This window comes from Streptomyces sp. AN091965 (genome assembly GCF_022698285.1).
Taxonomy (GTDB): domain Bacteria; phylum Actinomycetota; class Actinomycetes; order Streptomycetales; family Streptomycetaceae; genus Streptomyces.
The window spans coordinates 4481900-4500146 of sequence record NZ_JALDMY010000001.1 but is presented as its reverse complement, the minus strand read 5'-3'; the positions used below and the strand labels follow the sequence as shown (position 1 = coordinate 4500146).

Genomic DNA, 18247 nt, shown 5'->3' with positions numbered 1-18247 from the left:
GCCCTGTGCGGTGCGGAGAAGGCCCTATGCGGCCGCTACCGGACGCAGCAGGACACGCACCTCGTCCGCCTCCGGCGCACCCGTCTGCTCGTGCAGGGCCAGGGCCTTGTTCCAGCAGGCCCGGGCCCGGTCGATCTGGCCGAGGCCGTCGAGCGCCTTGCCGAGCACGGTCAGGACGTTGGCCCGCATCCAGTCGCCGCCGACGCAGCCGGTGGCGAGGGCCTGCTCGGCGTGTTTCGCGGCCTGGGCGGGGTGGCGGGCCGCCAGGTGGATCTGGGCGATGCGGTAGTGCGCCGTGCCCTCCCACAGCCGCTGGCGGTTCTCCGCGAAGGTCCGCTGGGCGTCGGTGAGCTGGACGAGCGCCTCCGCGTGCCGGCCGGCCTGGTTGAGGCCGATCCCCAGCGCGTACCGGGCGTTGGCGACCCGGAAGCTGATGCCGAGCTCGTCGTAGAGGGCCACGCCCTGGCGGGCGAGCTCGATGGACTGCTCGGTGCGCCCCATCATGGCGAGGACGCGGGACCAGTTGCACAGGGAGCTGGCCTCGCCGTGGCGGTTGCCGTCGAGCCGGAAGGCCTCGATGGCGCGCAGGACGTGCGTCTCGATGGTCTGGAGCACGTGCGGCTCGCTGCCCGCGTGCTGGTTCATGCAGCCGATGGCGATGGCCAGTTCGTTCGCCGCGTTGCCCCGCGTCCAGGGGTCACCGGTCGTCTCGGCGAGGTCCGCGGCGCGCTGCAGCTCCACGGCGGCCTGCTCGAAGGCCCCCAGCTTGTTGAGGACCTGGCCGAGGGTCACCCGGGCCCGGCCCTCGGCGTGCGGGTCCGCCGAGGCGTGCGCGGCGTCACGGGCCGCGCGGGTCACCAGCTCGAAGCGGTGCGAGCTCGCCCCCGACTCCGCCAGGTCCTTGGCCGCGAGCAGCAGGTCCACCGCGCGCCGCAGCCCGGCCCGGCCCAGGGACTGCTGGACGCACGCCAGGATGCAGGCCGCCTCCGCGTGCAGCCAGTCCAGGGCCCTGCTGTCGTCCTCGAAGCCCCGTACGGGGTGGTCGACGGACTCCAGGTGATCCACTGTCCGGTCACCGGGACGCTCGATCGCGTACACCCGGGCCGCCGAGGCCAGGTAGAAGTCGAGGAGCCGGGAGAGGGCTGCCTCGCGTTCGCTGGGCGGGAGTTCGTCGCGTTCGGCGCAGGCGCGGGCGTAGAGGCGGACGAGGTCGTGGTAGCGGTAGCGGCCGGGGGCCGCGGACTCCAGGAGCGAGGTGTCGACCAGGGACTCCAGGAGGTCCTCGGTGTCCTCGGGCGCGAGGCCGAGCATCGCCGCGGCGGCCGTGAGGGAGATGTCGGGGCCGTCGGCGAGGCCGAGGAGGCGGAAGGCGCGGGCCTGGACGGGCTCCAGCTGGCCGTAGCCGAGCTCGAAGGTGGCCTCGACGGCGAGGTCGCCCGCCTGGAGCTCGTCGAGGCGGCGGCGCTCGTCGGCCAGCTTCGCGGCCAGGGTGGAGACGGTCCAGGTGCGGCGGGCGGCGAGCCGGGAGGCCGCGATGCGGATGGCCAGGGGCAGGAAGCCGCAGGCGGCGACCACGTCGAGGGCCGCATCGCGCTCGGAGGCCACGCGCTCCTCGCCGACGATCTTCGTGAACAGCTGGAGCGCCTCGTCGGGGGACATCACGTCCAGGTCGACGAGGTGGGCCCCGGCCAGGTCCACCATGCGGGTGCGGGAGGTGACCAGGGCGGCGCAGCCCTCCGTGCCGGGAAGCAGCGGGCGGACCTGGGCGGCGTCGCGGGCGTTGTCGAGCAGGACGAGGACGCGGCGGCCGTCCAGGACGGAGCGGAACAGGGCGGCCCGCTCCTCCAGGGTGTCCGGGATGTCGGGGTCGGCCGTGCCGAGGGCGCGCAGGAAGGCGCCGAGGACCGTCTCGGGCTCGGCCACTCTGGGGCCCGCGCCCTGGAGGTCGACGTACAGCTGGCCGTCGGGGAAGTGCGGGCGCGCGGCGTGCGCGACGTGCACGGCGAGGGTGGTCTTGCCGACGCCGCCGATGCCGGCGAGGGCGGACACCGCCATCACGCGGCCTTCGGCCGTGGAGAGGATGTCGCTCAGCTCCTTGACGAAGGAGACGCGGCCGGTGAAGTCCTGCACGGTGGCTGGAAGCTGCGCGGGCCGGATGACCCCTGCGGACGGTTCGGCGGCGGGGGCCGAGGGTTCGGCCAGGGCCGGGTCGGCGGTGAGGATGCGCTGCTGGAGCTCCTGGAGGCCGGGGCGCGGGTCGACGCCGAGCTCGTCGGCGAGCAGGCGGCGGGTGTCCGCGTAGACGGCGAGAGCCTCGGCCTGGCGGCCGGAGCGGTAGAGGGCCAGCATCAGGAGTTCGCGCAGGCGCTCGCGCAGCGGGTGCGCGGCGGTGAGGGCGGTGAGTTCGGAGACGGACTCGGCGTGGCAGCCCTGTTCGAGGTCCATGTCGAGGCGGGCCTCGACGAGTTGCAGGCGCCACTCCTCCAGGCGGGTGCGCTGGGCGTCGGCGTAGGGGCCCGGCACGTTCGCGAGGGGCTCGCCGTCCCAGCGGGACAGGGCCTGGTTGACGAGGCTGCGGGCCTCGCACAGGTCGCCCTGGGCGCGGGCCCGTTCGGCCGCGGTCCACAGGGTTCCGGCCTCGGCGAGGTCGAGCGCGCCCTCGGCGGCGCGGACGGCGTAGCCGCCGGACTCGCTGACCAGGGCGCCGGGCGGCAGGACCTTGCGCAGCCGCGACGCGTAGGTGCGGATGGCGGCGAGGGCCTGTGACGGGGGCTCCTCGCCCCAGATGGCGTCGATGAGTTCGGACGCGGTGGCCGTGCGGCCGTCGCGCAGCAACAGGGCGGCGAGCAGCGCGCGCTGCTGCGGCGATCCGGTGGACAGCTGCTGCTCCCCGAGCCAGGCCCGCACGGGCCCCAGCACGCTGAACCGTGCGGTTGGCTGAACGCCCCCCTCGGCCCCACCCAAGCCGCGGTCCACACCGGCCCCTGCCGCACCTGCCCCCGCCGCGCCTGCGGCAGCCGCCGTGCCTGCGGCGCTTGCTGTGCCTGCGGCGTCTGCTGTGCCTGCGGCGCTTGCTGTGCCTGCGGCGTCTGCTGTGCCTGCGGCGCTTGCTGTGCCTGCGGCAGCCGCCGTGCCTGCGGCAGCCGCCGTGCCTGCGGCGCTCGCCGTGCCTGCGGCGTCTGCTGTGCCTGCGGCAGCCGCTGTGCCTGCGGCGCTTGCTGTGCCTGCGGCAGCCGCTGTGCCTGCGGCGCTTGCTGTGCCTGCGGCAGCCGCTGTGCCTGCGGCGTCTGCTGAGCGCGGGGCGCCCGCCGTATCCGCGGCAGTCGCCGTGCCTGCGGCAGCCGGGGTGCCCGCGGCCCCCGCCGTGCCCGGGGCACTCGCCGCCCCTGCGGCACCCGCCGTCTCGGGGGCGCCCGCCGTGCCTGCGGCAGCCGGGATGCCCGGGGCCCCCACCGTGCCTGCGGCACCCGCCGCGCCCGCCGTCCCCACGGCACCCGCCGCCAGGCCCCTCTTGCGGCGGCCGCCGCGTGCGGTTCGGCCTGAGGTCGGGGCAGGGGCAGGGGCAGGGGCAGGGGCCGGGCCGTCGTTGTCCGGGGTGGGGGCCGGGCCGTGGGCCGGGGCAGGTGGGGGCCCGGCCGGGGCCGTGCCGGGGTCCGGCTCCTGGCCCGCGCCAAGCGAAGCGCTTCCCGCCGCCGGACGCCGCTGCTCCGGAACTCGCGGTAGACCGTCCATCGCTCCCCCTGCTGCCCTGCCGCACGCAGTTGTCTGTGTCTGATCAAATACGCCCAACTGTGCCCGGCTGTGCCCGGTTCCTGCCTGCTGTGCCCGATACGGGTCTGCCCAGCCCGCACGACGTACTGCGGTGCACAGTTTGCCTTGTCGAGGGCGAATGCGTCAGCCGTGCGAGACGGCTCTCACAGGGTCATCGCACCAGTGACCGGTTTCAGACAACTGACGGATCGTCAGATGCGCGCTACCGTGGGCGGCATGGAGACCGTGGAGAACACTGCGGAGAGCGCCCAGGGCACCGCCGTCACCAGGCCCCCGTTCCCCCGGATCATCTCGGTGGACGACCACACGGTGGAGCCCCCGCACGTCTGGCGGGACCGGCTGCCGGAGAAGTACCGCGACCGGGGCCCGCGCATCGTCCGCGCCCCCCTGAAGGAAATGTCGTTCTTGGGCGGTAAGTTCGCCCCGGTGATGGGGGCGAAGGGGGACGAAGGCCCCATCGGGGACTGGTGGGTGTACGAGGACCTGCACCGGCCCCTGACCCGCCTCGACACGGCCGTCGGCTACGCGCGCGACGAGATCAAGCTGGAAGTCATCACCTACGAGCAGATGCGCCCGGGCTCCCACAGCGTCCCGGAGCGCCTCGCCGACATGGACGTCAACCACGTCCAGTCCGGTCTGTGCTTCCCCACGTTCCCGCGCTTCTGCGGCCAGACGTTCACCGAGGCCGCGGATCGTGACCTGGGTCTTCACTGTGTGCGCGCGTATAACGACTGGATGGTGGAGGAGTGGTGCGGGCCCGCCGCGCAAGGTCGGCTGATACCGCTCACCCTGGTCCCGCTGTGGGACGCGGAGCTCGCGGCGGCCGAGGTGCGGCGCAACGCGGCCCGCGGCGTGCGGGCCGTGGCGTTCTCGGAGATACCGCCCCACCTGGGGCTTCCCTCGATCCACACCGACTACTGGGACCCGTTCCTCGCGGCCTGCGACGAGACCGGCACGGTCGTCGCCATGCACATCGGGTCGTCCAGCAAGATGCCCTCGACGTCGGCCGACGCACCGCCCGCCGTCGGCTCCACCATCACGTTCGCGAACTGTTGCTTCTCGATGGTCGACTGGCTGATGAGCGGCAAGTTCGAGCGCTTCCCGCGCCTGCGGGTCATGTACGCCGAGGGGCAGGTCGGCTGGATCCCGTACATCATGGAGCGCGCGGACGTGGTGTGGGAGGAGAACCGGGCCTGGGGCGGGGTCGCCGACAAGGTCCGCAGGCCCCCCTCCGAGCTGTTCGCCGAGCACGTCCACGGCTGCTTCTTCGACGACGCCTTCGGGCTGCGGAACCTCGACGCGATCGGCGTCGGGAACGTCCTGTACGAGACCGACTACCCGCACTCGGACTCCACCTGGCCGAAGTCCCGCGAGGTCGGCGAGGCCCAGATGGAACACCTGGCTCCGGACGTCGTGGAGCGGATCGTGCGCGGCAACGCCATCGACCTCCTCGGCCTCACCCCCGACGGCCTGTGGCCGGGGCCAGGGGCCTGAGCGGGCTTCTCAGTCCTCCACGGGGAACCCGCTGGTGTCCAGCGAGAACTTCCGGCCGTCGGAGAGGGCGAGGTCGACGGTCGCCCCATAGGGGTACTCGGTCTTCTTGCGGTAGCCGGTGGCGCCGGAGCCTTCGTACAGTGTGCACAGCTTCTTGAACGGGTCGAGGATGAGGTACGTCTCGATGCCGAAGCGGCTGTACTTCGCGACCTTGGTGACGTAGTCGTTGTCGTCGGACTCCGTGGAGACGACCTCGATGGCGGCGATCACGTCCTGGCAGATGTAGCGCTTGCCGCGGGGCTCGGCGTCCTCATCAAGGATGGTGATGTCGGGAGCTGTCGACGTCTCGCCGGGGAAGTCGATGCCTACATCGAAGACGATGGGGGCGCCCCGCAGGATGGTGTGGGCCTGCATGACCACGTTGAGGATCGTGTTCGACTGTGCCGGGCTCTGCGGGGTCATGATCACCTTTCCGTCGATGATCTCGACGACAAAGCCCTCGATGTTGGTCTGCGCTTCCACGTCTCGCCAGAGGCGGTCGAGAACTGTCATCACCATCGTCCTTCCGTCCCTGACTGGCTGGATCTCCCGCGTGTTCCAGCCTAGCGGGGCAGCGTGCGCGCGCCTGGGGTAGTCGCGATCTCGCCCTGAGTGACATGGGGTGGTCGGCCGGGTTCCGGGCTCTTGGGGAGGGGCGGGGGCGGCCGCCCGCCGTCGCCCGGGCCATTGTCAGTGCCCCGGGTTTCAATCGGAGGCATGGCGATCAAACGTGAGCGGGCCAATGTCGATCCCTTCTCGCACGAGCCGCCCGTGCCGGACGCGGAGCGGGTGGTGCGGCGCGGGGACTGGTACGGAAGGGACCTGTCGGGGGAGGAGTACGAGCGCTTCACGTTCTTCGACACGGATCTGACGGAGGCGGTCGCCGAGGGGGCCGTGTTCGACGGGTGCACCTTCGCCGGAGTGAAGTTCAACGCGGCGCGGTTCACCTCGGCGGCCTTCACCAACTGCACCTTCAAGCGCTGCGTGTTCTTCGACACCCGCTTCGAGCAGTGCAAGGCGGTGGGCAGCCTCTTCCAGCAGTGCACGTTCACGGTCTTCGAGGTGCGCGGCGGGGACTGGTCGTTCGTCGCGCTGCCGGGCGCCGATCTGCGCAAGGCCGTGTTCGACGGGGTGCGGATGCGGGAGGTGGACCTCACGGCGGCCCGCCTTGAGGAGGCCGCCGTGACCTGCTGCGACCTGTCGGGCGCGCAGCTGCACAGCACCCAGCTCATGGGCGCCGACCTGCGCGGCAGCGAGCTGTCGTCCCTCGACCCGCTGACCGTGGCGATCGGGGGCACGAAGGTCGACCTGGACCAGGCGGGGGTGATCGCCGGGGCGCTCGGCTTCGAGGTGGGCTGAGCCGGAGCGGGCCGGGGCCGGGCGGGCCGGGAGCCCGTGACCCTTGTCTGATGGATCGTCAGGTAAGACGATGTGGGCCGTCGGAGCGGACGGCGTGCCGTCCGTCGGGCCAGGGCAAGGGATGGAGTTCCTATGGCGCCGGTGCCGGACCTGGCGGAAGTCTTTCCTCCGGATCGTCTCGCCTACGGCATGCAACTGCCCGTGCAGGCGCGCAGCGTGCTCTTCGCCGAGCCGTGGGAGGCGGGCGCGGGCGCGGCCGACCTGGTGGCGGTGGCGCGCGCGGCCGACGACGCGGGGTTCGCGTACGTGGCGTGTTGCGACCACGTGGCGATCCCGCGGCGGCTCGCCGACGCGATGGGCACGACCTGGTACGACCCCGTGGCCACGCTCGCCCACCTCGCGGCGGTCACCGAGCGCGTGCACCTGCTCAGCCACGTCGCCGTGGTGGCCCTGCGCCATCCACTGCTCACCGCCAAGCAGTACGCGACCCTCGACCACCTCAGCGGCGGCCGGCTGGTCCTCGGCGTCGGCGCGGGCCACGTGCCGGAGGAGTTCGCCGCGCTCGGCGTGGACTTCGCGCGCCGCGGGGCGCTGCTCGACGAGACGGTGGACGCGCTCAGAGCCGCCCTCGGCCCGGCCGAGTACCCCGAGCACCACGGCCCCGACTTCGACTTCGCGGACCTCGGTCAGCGGCCGCGGCCCGCCCGGGAGCGGGTGCCGATCTGGGTCGGCGGCTCCTCGCCCGCCGCCGTGCGCCGCGCCGCGACCCGGGGCGACGGCTGGCTGCCGCAGGGCGACCCGCGCGACCGGCTGCCCCGGCAGATCGCGGAGCTGCGGCGGCTGCGGGAGCGGGCCGGGGTCACGGAGCCGATCACGGTCGGCGCCCTCACCGAGCCCCTGTACGTGGGCGATCCCTCCTGGCCGGTCGGGCGGCGCACCCTCACCGGCAAGCCGGACGCCCTCGCCGACTCGCTGCGCGCGTACGCGGCGATGGGCGTGCACCAGATCCAGGTGCGGTTCCGCAGCCGGAGCCGCAGCGAACTCACCGACCAGATGGCGGCGTTCGGCGCACAGGTCGCGCCGCTGCTCGGCTGAAGGGAACCGGGATGGGCAAGCTGGAGGGGCGCGTGGTCATCGTCACCGGCGGGGCGCGCGGCCAGGGGGAGCAGGAGGCGCGGCTCTTCGTCGCCGAGGGGGCGCGGGTCGTCATCGGGGACGTCCTGGACGAGCAGGGGGAGGCGCTGGCCAAGGAGCTGGGGGACGCGGCCCGCTACGTCCGCCTGGACGTGGGGAGCGAGGACGACTGGCGGGCCGCCGTCGAGGCGACCGAGGACGCCTTCGGCAAGGTCGACGGGCTCGTGAACAACGCGGGCATCCTGCGCTTCAACGAGCTGGTCAACACGCCCCTGGAGGAGTACCAGCGCGTCGTCCAGGTCAACCAGACCGGCGTGTTCCTGGGCATCAAGTCCGTGGCCCCGCGCATCGGCGAGGCGGGCGGCGGCACGATCGTGAACACCGCCTCGTACGCGGGGCTCGCGGGCATGGCCTACATCGGGGCGTACAGCGCGACCAAGCACGCCGTCATCGGCCTGACCCGGGTCGCCGCGATCGAGCTCGCGGCCCGGGGCATCCGTGTGAACGCCATCTGCCCCGGCGCCATCGACACCCCGATGAGCAACCCGGCCCAGCTCGATCCGGGGGCGGACGCGGAGAAGGCGGCCCGGGGGCTCGATGCGCTGTACCGCAGGCTCGTGCCGCTCGGCCGGGTCGGCAAGGCGCACGAGGTGGCGCGGCTCGCGCTGTTCCTGACCGCCGAGGAGGACTCGGCGTACATCACCGGGCAGCCGTTCGTGATCGACGGCGGCTGGCTGGCCGGGGTCGACGTCTTCTGACGGTTCGTCAGTTCGGCTGGGCACCTCTCTTGACGCTCCCGGTGCCCGGTGGAACAGTCGAGTCACTCGATCTGACGGTGCGTCAGAAACGTAGAGGACGGTGAACCGCCTTGGAATTCGGGCTCTTTGTACAGGGATACGTCGGCAAGCGGGCGCAGACCGACCCGCTGGCCGAGCACAAGGCGCTGATGGAGGAGACCGAGTACGTCATCGTGGCGGACAAGGCGGGTTTCAAGTACGCGTGGGCCTCCGAGCACCACTTCCTGGAGGAGTACTCGCACCTCTCGGCCAACGACGTCTTCCTCGGCTATCTGGCGCACGCCACCGAGCGCATCCACCTCGGCTCCGGCATCTTCAATCCCCTCGCCCAGGTCAACCACCCGGTGAAGGTCGCCGAGAAGGTGGCCATGCTCGACCACCTCAGCGAGGGCCGCTTCGAGTTCGGCAGCGGGCGCGGCGCCGGGTCGCACGAGATCCTCGGCTTCCTGCCGGGCATCACCGACATGAACCACACCAAGGAGATCTGGGAAGAGACCATCGCCGAGTTCCCCAAGATGTGGCTCCAGGAGGAGTACGAGGGCTTCCGTGGCAAGCACTGGTCGCTGCCGCCGCGCAAGGTCTTCCCCAAGCCGTACGGGTCCTCCCACCCCGCCATGTGGTACGCCGCCGGGTCCCCGCCGTCGTACGCCATGGCGGCGAAGAAGGGCCTCGGCGTGCTCGGCTTCAGCGTGCAGAAGGTCTCCGACATGGAGTGGGTCCTGGAGCAGTACAAGACCGCGATCCGGGACGCCGACCCCGTCGGCGGCTTCGTCAACGACAACGTGATGGTGACGTCCACGGCGATCTGCGCGCCCACGCACGAGGAGGCCGTGCGCACGGCCGTGCACAGCGAGCTCAACTATCTGCAGTCCCTGGTCTTCCGCTACCACGACACCTTCCCCCGGCCCGAGGGCATCCCCCGGTGGCCCGAGGTCCTGCCGCCCTACACCGAGGAGATCGTCGAACTGCTCATCGCCGAGGAGCTGATGATCTGCGGGGACCCGGACGAGGTGCTTCGGCAGTGCGAGCGGTGGGAGCGGGCGGGGGCCGACCAGCTGTCCTTCGGGCTGCCCGTGGGGATCTCGGCGGAGGACACGCTGCGGACGATCCGGCTGATCGGGGAGCACGTGATTCCCAAGATCGATACGGATCCTGTGCATCGCACCAGCCGGTTCCGTGCGGGGGCCTAGCCCTCGCGGGTGCGCCCCGCTGCGTCCATTAGCGCGCTCCGCGCGCGGGCACCCCTTCCCGAACCGGGGGCTCCGCCCCCACGCCCCCGTTCTTCGCGCTTCGCGCTCGTCCTCAAACGCCGGACGGGCTGAATGTGGAAAGGCCTCTCGTGATGCTGGACCATCTCATCAAAGGCGCCACCGTCGTGGACGGTACGGGTGCGGCGGCGCGCGTCGCCGATGTCGGAATCCGGGACGGGCGCGTCGCCGTCGTCGCCCCGGGTGTCACCACGGACAGCCGCACCGTCGAGGACGGCCGCGGCCTCGTGCTCGCGCCCGGGTTCGTGGATCCGCACACGCACTACGACGCGCAGCTGTTCTGGGATCCGTACGCGACGCCGTCGTTGAACCACGGGGTGACGACCGTGGTGGGCGGGAACTGCGGGTTCACGCTGGCGCCGCTGCACCCGGAGCGGCCCGAGGACGCCGACTACACGCGCCGGATGATGTCCAGGGTCGAGGGCATGTCGCTGGTGGCGCTCGAAGAGGGGGCGCCCTGGTCGTGGCGGTCCTTCGGGGAGTACCTGGACGCCCTTGAGGGGCGGATCGCCGTCAACGCCGGGTTCATGGTGGGGCACTGCGCGCTGCGGCGGTACGTGATGGGGGCCGACGCCGTCGGGGGGCAGCCGACCGCCGGGCAGCTGGAGCGGATGGTCGCGCTGCTGCACGAGGCGATGGCGGCGGGCGCCTGGGGCCTGTCCACGACGCAGTCGTCCACGCACGCGGACGGCGACGGGGCGCCGGTGGCGTCCCGGCACGCGCGGCCGCAGGAGCTGCTCGCGCTCGCGCGGGCGGTCGGCGAGCACGAGGGCACCCAGCTGGAGGCGATCGTCGCCGGGTGCCTGGACCGGTTCAGCGACGCGGAGGTCGACCTGCTCGTGGAGCTGAGCGCGGCCGCGGGGCGCCCCCTGAACTGGAACGTGCTCACCATCGACGCGGCCGTGCCCGAGCGCGTGCCGCGCCAGCTCGTGCCCAGCGAGCGGGCCCGGAAGGAGGGCGGCCGGATCGTCGCCCTGACCATGCCGATCCTGACGCCGATGAACATGTCCCTCGGCACGTTCTGCGCGCTGAACCTCATCCCAGGGTGGGGGGAGGTGCTCGGCCTGCCGGTCCCCGAGCGCATCGCGCGGCTCCGGGACCCGGAGGTGCGCGCGGAGCTGCTGCGCCGCGCCACCGGCGAGGAGGCGGGCGTCTTCCGGCGGCTCGCGCACTTCGACCGGTACGTCATCGGGGACACGTACTCCGAGGCCAACGCAGGGCTCGCGGGCCGGGTCGTCGGCGACATCGCGGCCGAGCGCGGCCAGGAGCCCTTCGCCTGCCTGGTCGACATCTGCGCCAACGACCTGCTGCGGACCGTCCTGTGGCCCATGCCGACCGACAACGACCCGGCGTCGTGGGCGCTGCGCGCCGAGACCTGGGAGCACGAGGACGTGCTGCTCGGCGGCTCCGACGCGGGGGCGCACCTGGACCGCATGTGCGGGGCGCCGTACACGACGCGGTTCCTCGGCGACTGTCTGCGCGGCCGCGAGCTGGTCGGTCTGGAGCGGGCGGTACGGATGCTCACGGACGACCCGGCGCGCCTGTTCGGCCTGCGCGAGCGGGGCCGCGTCGCCGAGGGCTACCACGCGGACCTCGTCCTCTTCGACCCGGAGACCATCGCCGCGGGCCCCGCGACGCTCGTGCACGACCTGCCGGGTGACAGCCCGCGCCTGGACTCCGAGGCGCTCGGGGTGCGGGCCGTGTGGGTCAACGGCGTCGAGGCGATCCGGGACGACGTGGTGACGGGCGCGGTGCCGGGCCGGGTCCTCCGGTCGGGCCGGGACACACGGACGGTGGCCACCAAGTGACGTTCACGGAGAGCCTGTTCATCGGCGGCGAGCCGGTCGGTCCCGACGGCGGCCACTACGACGTGATCGACCCGGCCAGCGAGGAGGTCGTGGGTCGCGCGCCCGAGGCGAGTCCCGCGCAGGCGCGGCAGGCCGCGGCGGCCGCGCGGGAGGCCTTCGGCCCGTGGTCGCGCACGGCGCCCGAGGAGCGCGCGGCCGTCCTGGACCGGGCCGCGGGGATCATCGAGCGGGACTTCGACGCGCTCGCCGCCCTCGCCCAGGCGGAGACCGGTGCCACGACGGCGACCGCGCGGGGCATGCAGGTCGCGGTGGCCGCGGCGCGCTTCCGGCGCTATGCGAAGGGCGCCGTCGAACCCGTCGAGACGGCCCTGGTGCCGCAGGTCAACGAGGCGGGGCCGCTGGGCCGGGCGGCCGCCGTCGGTGCCGTGGCGATCCGCGGGCCGGTCGGCGTCGTCGCCTGTGTCACCTCGTACAACAACCCGTGGGCCAATGCGGCGGGCAAGGTCGCCCCGGCCCTGGCGATGGGCAACACCGTCGTCGTGAAACCGGCCCCCCAGGACCCGCTGTCCGTCCACCGGATGGCCGCGGCCCTGGCCGAGGCCGGGGCGCCGCCCGGCGTGGTGAACGTCGTCGGCGGCACCTCCACGGCCGTCGGCGAGGCGGCCGTGGCGGCCGCCGAGGTCGACATGGTGAGCTTCACCGGCTCCACGGCCGTCGGGCGGCGCATCGGCGAGGTGTGCGGCCGGGGCCTGAAGCGGCAGCTCATGGAGCTGGGCGGCAAGGGCGCCGCGGTCGTCTTCGCGGACGCGGACCTGGACGCGGCGGTCGCCGGGATCGGCACCACGTTCTCCTTCTACAGCGGCCAGATCTGCACGGCGCCGACCCGGGTGATCGTCCAGCGCGAGGTCTACCGACCCCTCCTGGAGAAGCTGACCGCGTACGCCTCGTATCTGAAGGTCGGCGACCCGCGGGCGAAGGGCACGGTGGTGGGCCCGGTCATCTCGGCGGCGCACCGGGACCGCGTCGAGGCGTACGTGGAGCTCGGCCGCAAGGAGGGCGCGCGGCTCCTCACGGGCGGCACCCGGCCCCCGGGCCCCGGCTTCTACGTCGCGCCCGCGCTCCTGGCCGACTGCACCCCCGACATGCGCGTGGTCCGGGAGGAGATCTTCGGCCCCGTCGTCGTGGTCGTCCCCTTCGACGGCGACGAGGACTCGGCGGTGGAGCTGGCCGACGACAGCGACTACGGCCTGCTCTCCTACGTCTGGTCCGCGGACGTGGCCCGCGCCTTCCGCGTCGCGCGGCGGCTGCGCGCGGGCGGCGTCGGCGTGAACACCATCGCCCGCAACATGGAGGCCCCCTTCGGCGGCTTCAAGGCCAGTGGAGTGGGCCGCGACTGCGGCTCCTACGCGCTCGCCGCGTACAGCGAGACGCAGTCCGTGGTCTGGTCGGGCTGAGCGCCCGTACGGGACCGGGGGACTAGGCCCGGCCTGGTCCCCGCCTGGTCCCCGGGACGGATACGAGCCGGTCACCGCCCCGAATAACGTACCGGCCATGAGAATTGGAGTGATCGGAACCGGAAACGTCGGCCGCGCCCTCGCCGCGGCGTGGGCCGCCGCCGGACACGACGTGGTGCTCGGCTCGCGCGACCCCGGGGCCAGGAAGGAGACCGGCGCGGAGCTCGGCCTGCCGCTCGCCGACGTGCGGGCGGCGGCGGCCGGGGCGGAGGTCGTCGTGAACGCGACGCCGGGCGCGGACTCCGTGGCCCTGCTGCGCGCGTCCTGCGCCGACGTCCTCGACGGCAAGGTGCTCGTCGACATCGCCGTGGGCTTCACCGTCGAGCCGCACGGCTTCGTCCTCACCCACCCCGAGCTCTCCCTCGGCGAGGAGATGCAGCGGGCCTTCCCGTCCGCCAGGGTCGTCAAGACCCTCTCCACGATGGACTCCGCGGCCATGGTCGCGCCGGACGCCCTGGCCGGGGAGAGCACGGTGTTCCTCTCCGGCGACGACCCCGCCGCCAAGGCCGTCACCGCCGCCCTCCTCACCGACCTCGGCTGGCCCCCCGCCTCCCACCTGGACCTGGGCGGCATCGACACCGCCCGGGGCCAGGAACACTTCGCCCACCTCTTCGTGGCCCTCGCGGGGGCCCTCGGCACCCACACCTTCAACGTACGGGTGGTGCCCCCGGCCGGGCGGTGATCAGCGGCCCAGGAAGATCGGGTTCGTGAGGGCGCGCATGGGGCCCGGGAGGGGCGGGGTCAGCTGGGGCTTGCGGACCTCGGCGCGTACGTAGGCGGCGTAGGAGGCCGTGGTCCGCCACTCGGCGGAGGCGGTGCCCGTGTCGTCGATGGGCGGGCCGGTGAAGAGGACGCCCTGGTCGGTGACGAAGCGGATGACGCAGCCGGGGGCGCCCTTGACGTCCAGGCGCACCGTCACCGGGTCGTCGGCGGCCACGCGCAGGCGCTCGCCGATGCCCGCGTGGCGGCCCTTGCCGCCGGCCGCGGTGAAGGTCAGCTCGACCTCCTTGGCCTCGGCGATGTAGGAGCGGCCCGCGCGGATGCCCTCCTGGACGGCCTCGCGGGTCAGGTCGTCGGCGAGGACGACGGTCTGCGGGCGGCCCACCGGGTCCGGGTCGCGGTGGGCGTCGCTGTTGCCCATCGCGGGCGTCCAGCGGCGCCCGCCGCGCACGGCCGCCACCAGGGCGTTGTCCCACTCGGAGAGGGCGACCTCGTCCTCGGGCGAGTAGGCGCCGTTCCACACCTCGACCGCGTCCGCCTCGCCGAAGCCGAACTTCCAGTTGCAGCCGACGCAGGTGGCGTGCGGATGGGCGGGCACCACGAGGCCGCCGGAGCGGCGCACGGCGCGGGCGTAGTGGCCGAAGCGGTTGTCGCGGGCCCGGTAGCGCCAGTCGATGAAGGTGCCGGGCTCGGTGCCGATCGCGAGGACGTGGCCGTTGCGGGTGGTGATCTCCTCGCCGAGCAGGACGAGCAGGTCGTCACCGGCGACCTCGGACCAGTGGGCGTGCGACGACTGCGTGTTGTGGTCGGAGGTGTTGATGAAGTCCAGGCCCGCGGCGCGGGCGAGCGCCCCGATCTCGGCGGGGGTGCGGCGGCCGTCGGAGTACCAGGTGTGCAGATGGCAGTCGCCCCGGTACCAGGCACGGCCCCGGCCCCGGGCCCGCTCCGGCGGGTACGACGGCTTCGGGGTGGTGCCGGGCGCCCCGTAGGTGAGGGTGATGGTCACCTCGTACGGCAGCCCCTGCGGCGCCACCGTGTACGGGCCGAGCGCGATGTGCCAGCGGCCCGCGCGCACCGGTCCGGGGAGGTAGCCGGGGGTCGCGTCGTCGGCGCGGACGAAGAACTCCGTGCGGGCGCCGCCCGACCAGCCGCGGAAGCCCTTGCCGCCGAGGTCCGTGCCGCGCTCGTCGAAGACGCCGATGTCCAGGGCGTTGCCGACGGTGCCGGCGGGGACGGGCGGCTTCTCGTAGGTGTAGGCGACGTGGATCTCCCGCACGCCGCGCGGCACGTCCACCGGGAGGTAGACGAAGTCCGGGGCGCCGGTGGGCAGCGTGCCCCTGACGGTCTTCGTCTCCTTGCCGGAGCGCCGCTCGGCGGCCCCCGCGTCGTCTGCGAAGCTCACGGTTCCCAACGTAAGGGCCGTGGCCGCGCCCGTCACGAGCAGCGCCCGTCTGTTCAGGTGGCCTTCGTCCTGGCACATGGATGCTCCCCGGAGTCGGTGACGACGGTGACGACGACACGTGAGTGGTGCCTGCAACTCTGGTATTGAGCCGTGAACTCCCTTGTAAGGGAAGGGAATCGACAGGTTTCCGGCCGGGGACGACGGGGCCGTTCCGGAATGATCCCGTCCGTACTCGCGAAGCGGCCGCGACCTGGCGGAAGTGTCTGTGGGTGTCACGTGTTGTCGCTCGTATGCTCAAGGACATGACCAACAGCGCACAGCCCCCCGAGGACGGACGTCCGACAGCCAACGCCATGCGGCGGGCCCTGCGGCGGGCCAGGGACGGGGTCGCGCTGGACGCGGCGGAGGCCGCCGTGCTGCTCCAGGCGCGCGGCGACGACCTGGAGGACCTGGCGGCCTCGGCGGCCCGGGTGCGGGACGCGGGCCTGGAGGCGGCGGGGCGCGCGGGGGTCATCACGTACTCGAAGAGCGTGTTCATCCCGCTCACCCGGCTGTGCCGGGACAAGTGCCACTACTGCACGTTCGTCACCGTGCCGGGCAAGCTGCGCCGGGCCGGGCACGGGATGTTCATGTCCCCGGACGAGGTCCTGGACATCGCCCGCAAGGGCGCCGCGCTCGGCTGCAAGGAAGCCCTCATCACCCTCGGCGACAAGCCCGAGGACCGCTGGCCCGAGGCCCGCGAGTGGCTGGACGCGCACGGCTACGACGACACGATCGCGTACGTACGGGCCATATCGATCCGCATCCTGGAGGAGACGGGCCTGCTGCCCCACCTCAACCCCGGGGTGCTGTCCTGGACCGACTTCCAGCGGCTCAAGCCGGTCGCCCCCTCCATGGGCATGATGCTGGAGACCACCGCAGAGCGGCTGTGGTCCGAGCCCGGCGGCCCGCACCACGGCTCGCCCGACAAGGAACCGGCCGTCCGCCTGCGCGTCCTTCAGGACGCGGGCCGCTCCTCCGTGCCCTTCACCAGCGGGCTGCTCATCGGCATCGGCGAGACGTACGAGGAGCGCGCGGACTCGCTGTTCGCGCTGCGCCGCGTGGCCCGGTCGTACCACGGCGTGCAGGAGCTGATCATCCAGAACTTCCGCGCCAAGCCGGACACGGCGATGCGCGGCATGCCGGACGCCGAGATCGACGACCTGGTCGCCACGGTCGCCGTCGCCCGGCACATCATGGGCCCCACCGGCTGCATCCAGGCCCCGCCGAACCTCGTCGACGGCGAGTACGCCCGGCTCATCCGCGCCGGCATCGACGACTGGGGCGGCGTCTCGCCGCTCACCATCGACCACGTCAACCCGGAGCAGCCCTGGCCGCAGATCGAGGCGCTCGCCGAGCAGTCGGCGGCCGAGGGCTTCGCGCTGCGCGAGCGCCTGTGCGTCTACCCCGAGTTCGTGCGGCGGGGCGAGCCGTGGCTGGACCCGCGCCTGCTGCCGCACGTACGGGCGCTCGCCGACCCGCAGACGGGTCTCGCGAACCCGGACGCCCCGGTCCGGGGCCTGCCCTGGCAGGAGCCCGACGAGGGCTACGTGGCCTCGTCCGGCCGCACCGATCTGCACCGCACCATCGACACGGAAGGCCGCACCGCCGACCGCCGCGACGACTTCGACGAGGTGTACGGCGACTGGGAGGCGCTGCGCGAGCAGGCCGCGCCCGGCATGGTGCCCTCCCGCCTCGACGGCGACGTCCGCTCCGCCCTCGCCACGGCCGCCGACGACCCGACGCGCCTCACCGACGCCGAGGCCCTCGTGCTGCTGCACGCGGACGGCCCCGCCCTGGACGCGCTCTGCTCCGTCGCCGACGACGTCCGCAAGTCCGTGGTCGGCGACGACGTCACGTACATCGTCACGCGGAACATCAACTTCACGAACGTCTGCTACACGGGCTGCCGCTTCTGCGCCTTCGCGCAGCGCCGCACCGACGCCGACGCCTACACCCTGTCCCTGTCACAGGTCGCCGACCGCGCGGCCCAGGCCTGGGACGTCGGCGCGGTCGAGGTGTGCATGCAGGGCGGCATCCACCCCGACCTGCCGGGAAGCGCGTACTTCGACATCGCCGCGGCCGTGAAGGAGCGCGTGCCCGGCCTGCACGTGCACGCCTTCTCGCCGATGGAGGTCGTCAACGGCGCGACCCGTACGGGCCTTTCCATCCGCGAGTGGCTCCAGCGCGCCAAGGAGTCCGGCCTCGACTCCGTCCCCGGCACCGCCGCCGAGATCCTCGACGACGAGGTCCGCTGGATCCTGACCAAGGGCAAGCTCCCGGCGGCGACGTGGATCGAGGTCATCAAGACCGCCCACGAGGTGGGCCTGCGCTCCTCGTCCACGATGATGTACGGCCACGTCGACCAGCCGCGGCACTGGCTCGGCCATCTGCGCACGCTGGCCGCACTCCAGCAGGAGACCGGCGGCTTCACGGAGTTCGTGACGCTGCCCTTCATCCACACGAACGCGCCCGTCTATCTCGCGGGCATCGCCCGCCCCGGCCCCACCACCCGCGACAACCGCGCGGTGACCGCCATGGCCCGGCTCCTGCTCCACCCCCACATCCCCAACATCCAGACGAGCTGGGTGAAGCTCGGCACCGAGGGGGCCGCGGAGATGCTGCGCTCCGGCGCCAACGACCTGGGCGGCACGCTGATGGAGGAGACCATCTCCCGGATGGCGGGCTCCAGTTACGGCTCGTACCGCTCCGTGAAGGACCTCGTCGCCATCGCCGAGGCCGCGGGCCGCCCCGCGAAGCCCCGCACCACGCTGTACGGAGAGGTCCCCGAGGAGCGGGTCCAGGCAGCCGCAGCCTCGGACGGCCACCTCCCGGAGCTCCTCCCGGTCCTGGACGCGTAGCCCCGGTTTCGGGAAGGGGCGGGATGGGGGAGGCCCCCGGC

At 73.1% G+C, this 18247-nt stretch carries 12 protein-coding genes; 9 read left to right on the top strand and 3 right to left on the bottom strand.

Annotated features, from left to right (window positions below):
- Positions 1-24: 24 nt before the first annotated feature.
- Positions 25-2976, bottom strand: a complete 2952-nt coding sequence (locus tag MQV74_RS18800) for a BTAD domain-containing putative transcriptional regulator (RefSeq protein WP_242719185.1) — start codon at positions 2974-2976, stop codon at positions 25-27.
- A 1011-nt stretch (positions 2977-3987) separates the two neighbouring features.
- On the opposite strand from MQV74_RS18800, the gene MQV74_RS18795 reads away from it, so the two are divergent.
- A complete protein-coding gene (locus tag MQV74_RS18795; protein WP_242728827.1) occupies positions 3988-5265 on the top strand; it encodes an amidohydrolase family protein in 1278 nt (425 codons plus the stop codon).
- Between the two features lie 9 nt (positions 5266-5274).
- Here the strand turns inward: MQV74_RS18795 and MQV74_RS18790 are convergent, their stop codons facing one another.
- The gene (locus MQV74_RS18790; RefSeq protein WP_242719183.1) at positions 5275-5817 is read right to left on the bottom strand and encodes a Uma2 family endonuclease; all 543 of its coding nucleotides are present in this window, start codon (positions 5815-5817) and stop codon (positions 5275-5277) included.
- 204 nt (positions 5818-6021) lie between these two features.
- Here MQV74_RS18790 and MQV74_RS18785 point away from each other — a divergent pair, with 204 nt between their 5' ends.
- The 7 genes from MQV74_RS18785 (at position 6022) to MQV74_RS18755 (ending at position 13866) form a co-directional block, all read left to right on the top strand.
- A complete protein-coding gene (locus MQV74_RS18785; RefSeq protein ID WP_242719181.1) occupies positions 6022-6663 on the top strand; it encodes a pentapeptide repeat-containing protein in 642 nt (213 codons plus the stop codon).
- Between the two features lie 132 nt (positions 6664-6795).
- Positions 6796-7758 (top strand): TIGR03619 family F420-dependent LLM class oxidoreductase, encoded by a 963-nt coding sequence (locus MQV74_RS18780; RefSeq protein ID WP_242719179.1) that lies wholly within the window; start codon positions 6796-6798, stop codon positions 7756-7758.
- A gap of 11 nt (positions 7759-7769) precedes the next feature.
- The gene (locus tag MQV74_RS18775; RefSeq protein ID WP_242719177.1) at positions 7770-8555 is read left to right on the top strand and encodes an SDR family NAD(P)-dependent oxidoreductase; all 786 of its coding nucleotides are present in this window, start codon (positions 7770-7772) and stop codon (positions 8553-8555) included.
- 110 nt (positions 8556-8665) lie between these two features.
- Entirely contained in the window at positions 8666-9784 is a 1119-nt protein-coding gene (locus tag MQV74_RS18770; protein WP_242719175.1) for an LLM class flavin-dependent oxidoreductase, read from the top strand.
- A 152-nt stretch (positions 9785-9936) separates the two neighbouring features.
- A complete protein-coding gene (locus tag MQV74_RS18765; protein WP_242719173.1) occupies positions 9937-11670 on the top strand; it encodes an N-acyl-D-amino-acid deacylase family protein in 1734 nt (577 codons plus the stop codon).
- Positions 11667-13124, top strand: a complete 1458-nt coding sequence (locus MQV74_RS18760) for an aldehyde dehydrogenase family protein (RefSeq protein ID WP_242719171.1) — start codon at positions 11667-11669, stop codon at positions 13122-13124. Before MQV74_RS18765 ends, MQV74_RS18760 begins: the two co-directional genes overlap by 4 nt.
- Positions 13048-13866: an NADPH-dependent F420 reductase gene (locus MQV74_RS18755; RefSeq protein ID WP_308402282.1), complete on the top strand. Its 819-nt coding sequence runs from the start codon at positions 13048-13050 to the stop codon at positions 13864-13866. Before MQV74_RS18760 ends, MQV74_RS18755 begins: the two co-directional genes overlap by 77 nt.
- On the opposite strand, the gene MQV74_RS18750 is transcribed toward MQV74_RS18755, so the two are convergent.
- Complete coding sequence (locus MQV74_RS18750) at positions 13867-15384, bottom strand: CehA/McbA family metallohydrolase (RefSeq protein ID WP_242719167.1); 1518 nt, start codon at positions 15382-15384, stop codon at positions 13867-13869. It lies immediately after the preceding gene.
- Between the two features lie 224 nt (positions 15385-15608).
- Here MQV74_RS18750 and MQV74_RS18745 point away from each other — a divergent pair, with 224 nt between their 5' ends.
- Positions 15609-18206: a bifunctional FO biosynthesis protein CofGH gene (locus tag MQV74_RS18745; protein ID WP_242719165.1), complete on the top strand. Its 2598-nt coding sequence runs from the start codon at positions 15609-15611 to the stop codon at positions 18204-18206.
- Positions 18207-18247: the final 41 nt, after the last annotated feature.

Coding starts and splice junctions, on each gene's coding strand:
- MQV74_RS18790 (WP_242719183.1), bottom strand. CDS start 5,817: ATGACAGTTCTCGACCGCCTCTGGCGAGACGTGGAAGCGCAGACCAAC.
- MQV74_RS18765 (WP_242719173.1), top strand. CDS start 9,937: ATGCTGGACCATCTCATCAAAGGCGCCACCGTCGTGGACGGTACGGGT.
- MQV74_RS18750 (WP_242719167.1), bottom strand. CDS start 15,384: ATGTGCCAGGACGAAGGCCACCTGAACAGACGGGCGCTGCTCGTGACG.
- MQV74_RS18775 (WP_242719177.1), top strand. CDS start 7,770: ATGGGCAAGCTGGAGGGGCGCGTGGTCATCGTCACCGGCGGGGCGCGC.
- MQV74_RS18745 (WP_242719165.1), top strand. CDS start 15,609: ATGACCAACAGCGCACAGCCCCCCGAGGACGGACGTCCGACAGCCAAC.
- MQV74_RS18780 (WP_242719179.1), top strand. CDS start 6,796: ATGGCGCCGGTGCCGGACCTGGCGGAAGTCTTTCCTCCGGATCGTCTC.
- MQV74_RS18785 (WP_242719181.1), top strand. CDS start 6,022: ATGGCGATCAAACGTGAGCGGGCCAATGTCGATCCCTTCTCGCACGAG.
- MQV74_RS18795 (WP_242728827.1), top strand. CDS start 3,988: ATGGAGACCGTGGAGAACACTGCGGAGAGCGCCCAGGGCACCGCCGTC.